A 7,312-nucleotide genomic window follows, 5' to 3' on the forward strand; every position below is an offset into this window, starting at 1 on the left:
CGGTTATGTTGAAATAGTCATCACTTTACAAAAACATCTGTATATAAAGTAAAGGCCGTACAATTTAACATCGCACGACCAACAAAATAATATCAAGATAGCAACAAAAGTGACTCATTATATTAATATCGTTGAGCCTCTATTAAATTAATTGAATAACAGATTTACTATCGAGTATTTAAACTCATCACTCACCTTAAGTAACGGCAACTTCAGTGCCAATAGAACGGCTAAAGCTGCCATCAAGACTCAGAACCAACGCTCTAGCGAGGTTTCATCCAGTTGACGAAATGCCCGATTGAGAATAGCGGCTAGTTCTTTATAACGTGGCTTGGCCTTAGCCGGTTCCAGCGCAAACCCCGTCTCAATGATTTTTTCATGCAGTTCGTGGTACCAATGCGCCAGAGCGGGCGGTAGTTGGGTATTGGCTCGGTTGCCCAGCCACCATATCCCTTGCAGCGGCAGGCTTATCGCGAACAACGCGATCACAATCGTCTGCGGCATCGCACCGGCGTTGTGAAAGGTCATCTGCGTCAGGACACTGATCGCCGCAACCGCCGGCATCACTTTAATCGCAAAGCGCGTTGCTTTAATGATGCGCGGTTCCGGAAACAGCAGATTCAGCTCTTTGCGCATTGGCCAGGTGTCCATGTACTTCTGACCATCTTTTAGGCTGTGGATGATTCCTGCTTTATTACTCATACCATTCCCCTCGTTAAAGCTGCCAATCGTTCTTTAAAAAATAGTTGAACGATTCAACAAATGGCGTAAAAATTTGACAAATTATAATATTCTTTCAAATTTTTTTTGTTATCTTGACCTAATATCGCTATCCTTTGCGCATTCTCAATCTCATTGTTGCCCGTAATTATTATTTAAGCAACTCTGCGATGAATGCAGCACGGATTGCACCGACGATTACACTGACACTGTCACGTCTTTTTATACGGAAATTGAAGCTTTATTGACCAAGATTAGTAGCAGTCCTGCATGGGTTGACTATTCTTGAGATTAATTTTTGTCCTAACCGATTATTACAGGTAGTTACTCATGTCTAAGCTAGTTTTAGTTTTAAACTGCGGTAGTTCTTCACTTAAGTTCGCTGTTGTCGACGCACAAAATGGCGACGAGTACCTTTCAGGTCTTGCTGAATGTCTACACCTTCCAGAAGCACGTATCAAGTGGAAACTTGACGGCAAGCACGAAGCTCAACTGGGTGATGGCGCTGCACACGATGAAGCTCTGACTTTCATCGTTGAAACTATCCTTGCTTCTAAGCCAGAACTGGCAGAGCAACTGAAAGCCATTGGCCACCGTGTTGTACACGGCGGTGAGCAGTTCACTCAATCAGCTCTGATCGACGAAACCGTTCTGAAAGGTATTGAAGACGCGGCTAGCTTCGCTCCTCTGCACAACCCGGCGCACATCGTTGGTATTAAAGCAGCTCAGAAAGCATTCCCTGCACTGCAGAACGTTGCCGTATTCGACACTGCTTTCCACCAAACTATGCCAGAAGAAGCGTACCTGTACGCGCTGCCATACAAGTTGTACAAAGAGCATGGCATCCGTCGCTACGGCGCACACGGTACCTCTCACCTGTTTATCGCACGTGAAGCCGCAGAGCGTCTGGGTAAACCAGCCAGCGAACTGAATATCATCAACTGCCACCTGGGCAACGGTGCGTCTGTTTGTGCAATCAAGAACGGCCAGTCAGTTGACACCTCTATGGGTCTGACTCCTCTGGAAGGTCTGGTTATGGGTACTCGTTGTGGCGATATCGATCCTGCGATCGTATTCCACCTGCACGACACGCTGGGTTACTCAGTCGCTGACATCAACAAGATGCTGACTAAAGAGTCTGGCCTACAAGGTCTGACCGAAGTCACTTCTGATTGCCGCTTCGTTGAAGACAACTACGGCACTAAAGAAGAAGCGACTCGTGCAATGGACGTATTCTGCCACCGCCTGGCGAAATACGTTGCAGGTTACACAGCTAGCATGGACGGTCGTCTGGACGCTATCGTATTTACCGGTGGTATCGGTGAGAACTCTGCACCAATCCGTGAAATGGTTCTGAACCGCCTAGCTATCTTCGGTATCGAAGTAGATGGCGCAGCGAACCTGAAAGCACGTTTCGGCGGCGAAGGTGTTATCACAACTGAAGGCAGCCGTATCCCAGCGATGGTTATCTCAACCAACGAAGAACTGGTTATCGCTGAAGACACAGCTCGTCTGACCAACATCTAATCAGATTCCCTGGCTAACTCCTCGAGTTAGCCAGTGTTTTTTAGGGGCTCAACACCCGCTCTGTCACTCTCATCTTGCAGATCGCCTGTTGGGCTTTGTTCCTTTCAATCTAAGCTCCTTAGATTTTAAACAATAGTGTTGAGGTACTTTAAGAATGTCCCGTACTATTATGCTTATCCCAACCAGTGCCGGCGTTGGTCTTACCAGCGTAAGCATGGGTTTGCTGCGTGCTATGGAACGCAAAGGCGTAAATGTTTCTTTCTACAAGCCAATCGCACAGCCACGCAGTGGCGGCGACCAGCCTGACCTGACTTCGACCATCATCAGTGCAAACAGCAGCATCAAACTGGCTCAGCCAATGTCGATGCCTGAAGCTGAAGGCCTGATCGGCGGCGAGAAAATGGACGTGCTGCTGGAAACCATCGTTGAGCGTTACAACCAAATCAATAAAGATTCGGAAGTGACTCTGATCGAAGGTCTGGTTCCGACCCGTAAGCACCCGTTCGCTAACCAGGTTAACTACGAAGTAGCAAAAACGCTGGGCGCAGAGATCGTTTTGGTTGCCACTCCAGGCACCGACAACCCATCTCAGCTGAAAGAGCGTCTGGAAGTTGCCTGTTCTAACTTCGGCGGCGTGAAGAACAAAAACATCGCTGGTGTGATCATCAACAAACTGAACGCTCCGGTCGATGAAGCTGGCCGTACTCGTCCTGATCTGTCTGAAATCTTTGACGATTCTGACGCAGCGACCAAAGCGAACCTGGAAGTGATGCAGATCTTCAACTCCAGCCCAATCCGCGTTCTGGGTTGCGTGCCATGGAATGTTGAACTGATCGCGACCCGTGCTATCGACATGGCGAAACACCTGAAAGCTGAAATCGTTAATGCAGGTGAGATCAACACTCGCCGCGTGAAGAGCATCACTTTCTGTGCCCGTTCACTGCCACACATGATTGAGCACTTCAAACCAGGTTCACTGCTGGTCACTTCAGCAGACCGTCCGGACGTTATCGTTGCGGCATCTCTGGCGGCGATGAACGGCGTTGAGATCGGCGCTATCCTGCTGACCGGTGGTTACGATATCCCGCACGAAATCGAACAGCTGTGTAAACCAGCTTTCGAATCAGGCCTGCCAATCTTCAAGGCACAGGGTAACACCTGGCAAACTTCGCTGAACCTGCAAAGCTTCAGCCTGGAAGTTCCGGCGGACGATAAAGAGCGTATCGAGTTCGTTAACGATCACGTTGCCAGCCACATCGACGGCCCTTGGATCGACTCTCTGAGTGAAGGTACGCAGGGGATTCGTCGTCTGAGTCCGCCTGCGTTCCGTTACCAGCTGACTGAGTTCGCTCGTCGTGCCGGTAAACGTATCGTTCTGCCTGAAGGTGATGAGCCACGTACCGTTAAAGCTGCATCTATCTGTGCTGAACGCGGTATCGCGACTTGTGTCCTGCTGGGTAACCCGGATGAAATCCGTCGCGTAGCAGCGCAACAGGGTGTTGAACTGGGCGCTGGTGTTGAAATCATCGACTCTGACGCTATCCGCGAAAACTACGTTGCTCGTCTGGTTGAGCTGCGCGGCGCGAAAGGCATGACTGAAGTGGTTGCTCGCGAGAAGCTGGAAGACTCAGTATTCCTGGGCACCATGATGCTGGAAGCAAACGAAGTCGACGGTCTGGTTTCTGGTGCCGTTCACACAACGGCCAACACCATCGTTCCTCCGTTCCAGATCATTAAAACAGCACCAAATGCGTCGATCGTTTCTTCGATCTTCTTCATGCTGCTGCCTGACCAGGTTCTGGTTTACGGTGACTGTGCCATCAACCCGGATCCGACCGCTGAGCAACTGGCTGAGATTGCTATCCAGTCAGCAGACTCTGCAACGGCATTCGGTATTGATCCTCGCGTAGCGATGATCTCGTACTCGACCGGTACTTCAGGTAAAGGCGCTGACGTTGATAAAGTCCGTGAAGCGACTCGCCTGGCACAGGAAAAACGTCCTGACCTGGTTATCGACGGTCCGCTACAGTACGACGCAGCGATCATGGAGAACGTAGCCGCTTCTAAAGCCCCTAACTCTCCGGTTGCAGGTAAAGCGACGGTATTTGTGTTCCCCGATCTGAACACAGGTAACACTACTTACAAAGCGGTACAGCGTAGTGCTGACCTGGTTTCAATCGGTCCGATGCTGCAAGGCATGCGTAAGCCGGTCAACGACCTGTCACGCGGCGCGCTGGTTGACGATATCGTCTACACCATCGCTCTGACTGCAATTCAGGCAGACCAAGAGCAAAAATAATGGCTTCTGACTGAAGATAAAGGCCTTCGCACTGCGAAGGCCTTTTGTTTATTTGTGCCCTGCTGTTGTGAAAAGCCCTGCTGTTGTGAAAAAACAGCCCTTGTAAAAAGCACTGACACATTTAACAATCAGCTGACGATATTTAGATCATCCACAGCGTCAGTAAACCCAGCCCGACAGACAGCAGCATCACCGGCATCACTCTTATGCCGACCTGCCTGTCACCCACTACCCAGGCCATCCCCATTTTCACCAGGGTATTGACCGAGGCTGCAATCACAATACCCAGCGCCGCAGTATGATTATCCAGTCCGTCCGAGCTCTGCCTCGCCAGTGCCAGAGTAATCGCATCGACATCGGTAATCCCGGACACCGCAGCCAGGCCCAGGGTACCCGCTTCGCCAAACCACTCTGACAAAGCATGCGATAGCAACATGATCAGGGCCAAAACCAGGCCAAACCACAACGCCGATTGCAACGCGAGCGGATTATTATGGCGTTTTTCCTGTTCACTTTGTTGTTCAGGGGCCACTGTCTCAGCACAGCGCCACAATAACCATGCCGGCAGGTAAAGCGCCAGCATCATCACTGCCACCACAGGCGCCAGCATCGGCAATAAATTCTTGTTAATTAATGAAAGTACCACCAACAACCGCGGAAACATGGTACCGCACGAAAGCAGAATACCGCACGCCAGCAAAGGACTGATGTCAGCCCGCTCACGCGACAACTGGGCAAATTGCAAGGTTAACGCGGTTGACGAGCTAAGCCCGGCAAACGCAGCGGTAAACAGCACGCCGCGTCGGGCCCCACCGATACGAATGGCAAAGTAACCAATAAAAGAGATACTGGCGATCAGTACCACCATCCACCAAATCTCGTACGGATTCAGTGCTCCCCAAGGGCCGTAGCTTTGGTTGGGTAATAGCGGCAGCATCACAATCGAAATCAACATCAGCCGCAGTGCGGCATCCAGTTCATATTCCTGCAGCTTTTGCAGCGCCTGGTGCAGCTCCTGCTTATTGTCCAGCACCAAGGCAGTAATGACCGCCGCGACGGCCGCTAGCACAGGATTACCGGACACCGCCAGGCTGCCGATGACAAAAGTGACTAACAAGCTCACCACGCCGGTAATACTGATGTCCTGTGATTTACGCTGCTTAAGCACAAACGCGATGCAGGTAACCATCACCAGCGCCAATAGTGCAAAGCCAAGCAGCAGCGGCGAATAGCGTTCAGCCAGCACCGCCGACAAGCCGCCATACAGCCCCACCAAAGAGAAGGTGCGAATACCAGCCACCCGCGATCCCTCGACATTATGCCGCGTTATCCAGCCACGCTGCGTACCGACAATGGCACCCAGCAAGAGAGCAATAAGTAGATTCCAGATAACACTTTGACTGACGTTGGTAAGCTCCATAATAACTCCATCACGGGTTGATCCCGGTGAGCAGGACAATGGCAGATGTACCCTCTAATAAGTGTATAAGGTTTTGATAAAAATGGAGTTCACATTTCAGATAAAACAAACCCCAGCCGATTGGCCAGGGTTTATCAGTATTGCTACATCGGCAGGTTCAGGTATTTAAATCCCTTCACGACCGTGCGATGTGTCCAGATCCAGATCCGGTCCTACCGGCACAATCTGAGTCGGATTGATTGTGGTATGGCTGAAGTAATAGTGGCGCTTAATATGATAAAAATCGGTGGTCTCTTTGACGCCCGGCACCTGATACAGCTCTTTCAGATAACCGTTCAGATTCGGATAGTCCGCAATACGTTTTTTATTACATTTGAAATGGCCGACATACACCGCATCAAAACGAATCAGTGTGGTAAACAGACGCCAGTCCGCTTCCGTGATCACATTACCGGCTAAGTAACGATGGGTCGCCAGGTGGCTGTCCACCTTATCCAGTGCCGCAAACAGCGAATCATACGCTTCTTCGTACGCTTCTTGCGTGGTGGCAAAACCACAGCGATAAACACCATTATTGATGTTCGGATAAATAAACTCGTTCCACTCATCCACTAACGCCTGTAGATGCTGCGGATAGTAGTCATCCTGGTTACCCGTCAAGGCGTTAAACGCCGTGTTGAACATCCGGATGATTTCAGACGATTCATTGCTGACAATGGTGTTCGTCTTCTTATCCCACAAGACAGGTACGGTCACCCGACCGGTGTAATCCGATTTAGCCTGAGTGTAAATCTGATGCATACGGGTATGACCAAACAGCGGCTCAGGGATACCAAAAGTCCAGCCTTCTGCCAGCATATCCGGACAAACGATAGTGACGTCAATATGCTCTTGTAGCTGCTTGAGCTGACGGAAAATCAGAGTTCGGTGCGCCCACGGACACGCCAGCGATACATACAAATGATAGCGTCCGGACTCCGGAGTAAATTTTGCGTCTGGTTTATTTTCAACCCAGTCACGAAAGCCTGCGTCTTCACGCACAAAACGGCCGCCACTGTTTTTGGTATCATACCAAACGTCGTGCCATACACCCTCGACTAATTTACCCATGATTCACCTCGTTAAAATGTTTTTGACTCTTAATTAAGACCATTATAGATAGGCGAAATCGGGAAATAACCGGGAAGGATTGGCTTAGATATTCGAAAAATTTGAACTAGGTGAGAAACAAACGGTAAATGTCACAACAGAAATATAACCAGCAGTGACTCACCAATTAGCACTCAAGAGCAATCACCGCATCGATTGCAGCAGGTGGAGCTGAAACAAACGCAGAGACCAATCAA

At 50.0% G+C, this 7,312-nt stretch carries 5 protein-coding genes; 2 read left to right on the forward strand and 3 right to left on the reverse strand.

Going from position 1 to position 7,312, the window contains the following annotated elements; all coding sequences use genetic code 11:
• Positions 1 to 249: 249 nt before the first annotated feature.
• Positions 250 to 702: a terminus macrodomain insulation protein YfbV gene (yfbV, locus tag J0X00_RS06230; RefSeq protein WP_136484411.1), complete on the reverse strand. Its 453-nt coding sequence runs from the start codon at positions 700 to 702 to the stop codon at positions 250 to 252.
• A gap of 348 nt (positions 703 to 1,050) precedes the next feature.
• Here yfbV and J0X00_RS06235 point away from each other — a divergent pair, with 348 nt between their 5' ends.
• Both J0X00_RS06235 and pta read left to right on the forward strand, forming a co-directional pair.
• A complete protein-coding gene (locus tag J0X00_RS06235; protein ID WP_136484410.1) occupies positions 1,051 to 2,247 on the forward strand; it encodes an acetate kinase in 1,197 nt (398 codons plus the stop codon).
• A 154-nt stretch (positions 2,248 to 2,401) separates the two neighbouring features.
• Complete coding sequence (gene pta, locus J0X00_RS06240) at positions 2,402 to 4,546, forward strand: phosphate acetyltransferase (protein WP_282477690.1); 2,145 nt, start codon at positions 2,402 to 2,404, stop codon at positions 4,544 to 4,546.
• A 142-nt stretch (positions 4,547 to 4,688) separates the two neighbouring features.
• Here pta and J0X00_RS06245 read toward each other — a convergent pair whose 3' ends face one another.
• Together J0X00_RS06245 and J0X00_RS06250 are read right to left on the reverse strand one after the other, a co-directional pair.
• Positions 4,689 to 5,966, reverse strand: a complete 1,278-nt coding sequence (locus tag J0X00_RS06245; RefSeq protein ID WP_282477691.1) for an MgtC/SapB family protein — start codon at positions 5,964 to 5,966, stop codon at positions 4,689 to 4,691.
• A gap of 165 nt (positions 5,967 to 6,131) precedes the next feature.
• The gene (locus tag J0X00_RS06250; protein ID WP_282477692.1) at positions 6,132 to 7,076 is read right to left on the reverse strand and encodes a glutathione S-transferase family protein; all 945 of its coding nucleotides are present in this window, start codon (positions 7,074 to 7,076) and stop codon (positions 6,132 to 6,134) included.
• Between the last annotated feature and the right edge of the window lie 236 nt (positions 7,077 to 7,312).

Origin of the sequence: Vibrio sp. ABG19, from assembly GCF_029962385.1 — a bacterium.
In the GTDB taxonomy this organism is placed as follows: domain Bacteria; phylum Pseudomonadota; class Gammaproteobacteria; order Enterobacterales; family Vibrionaceae; genus Vibrio; species Vibrio ostreae.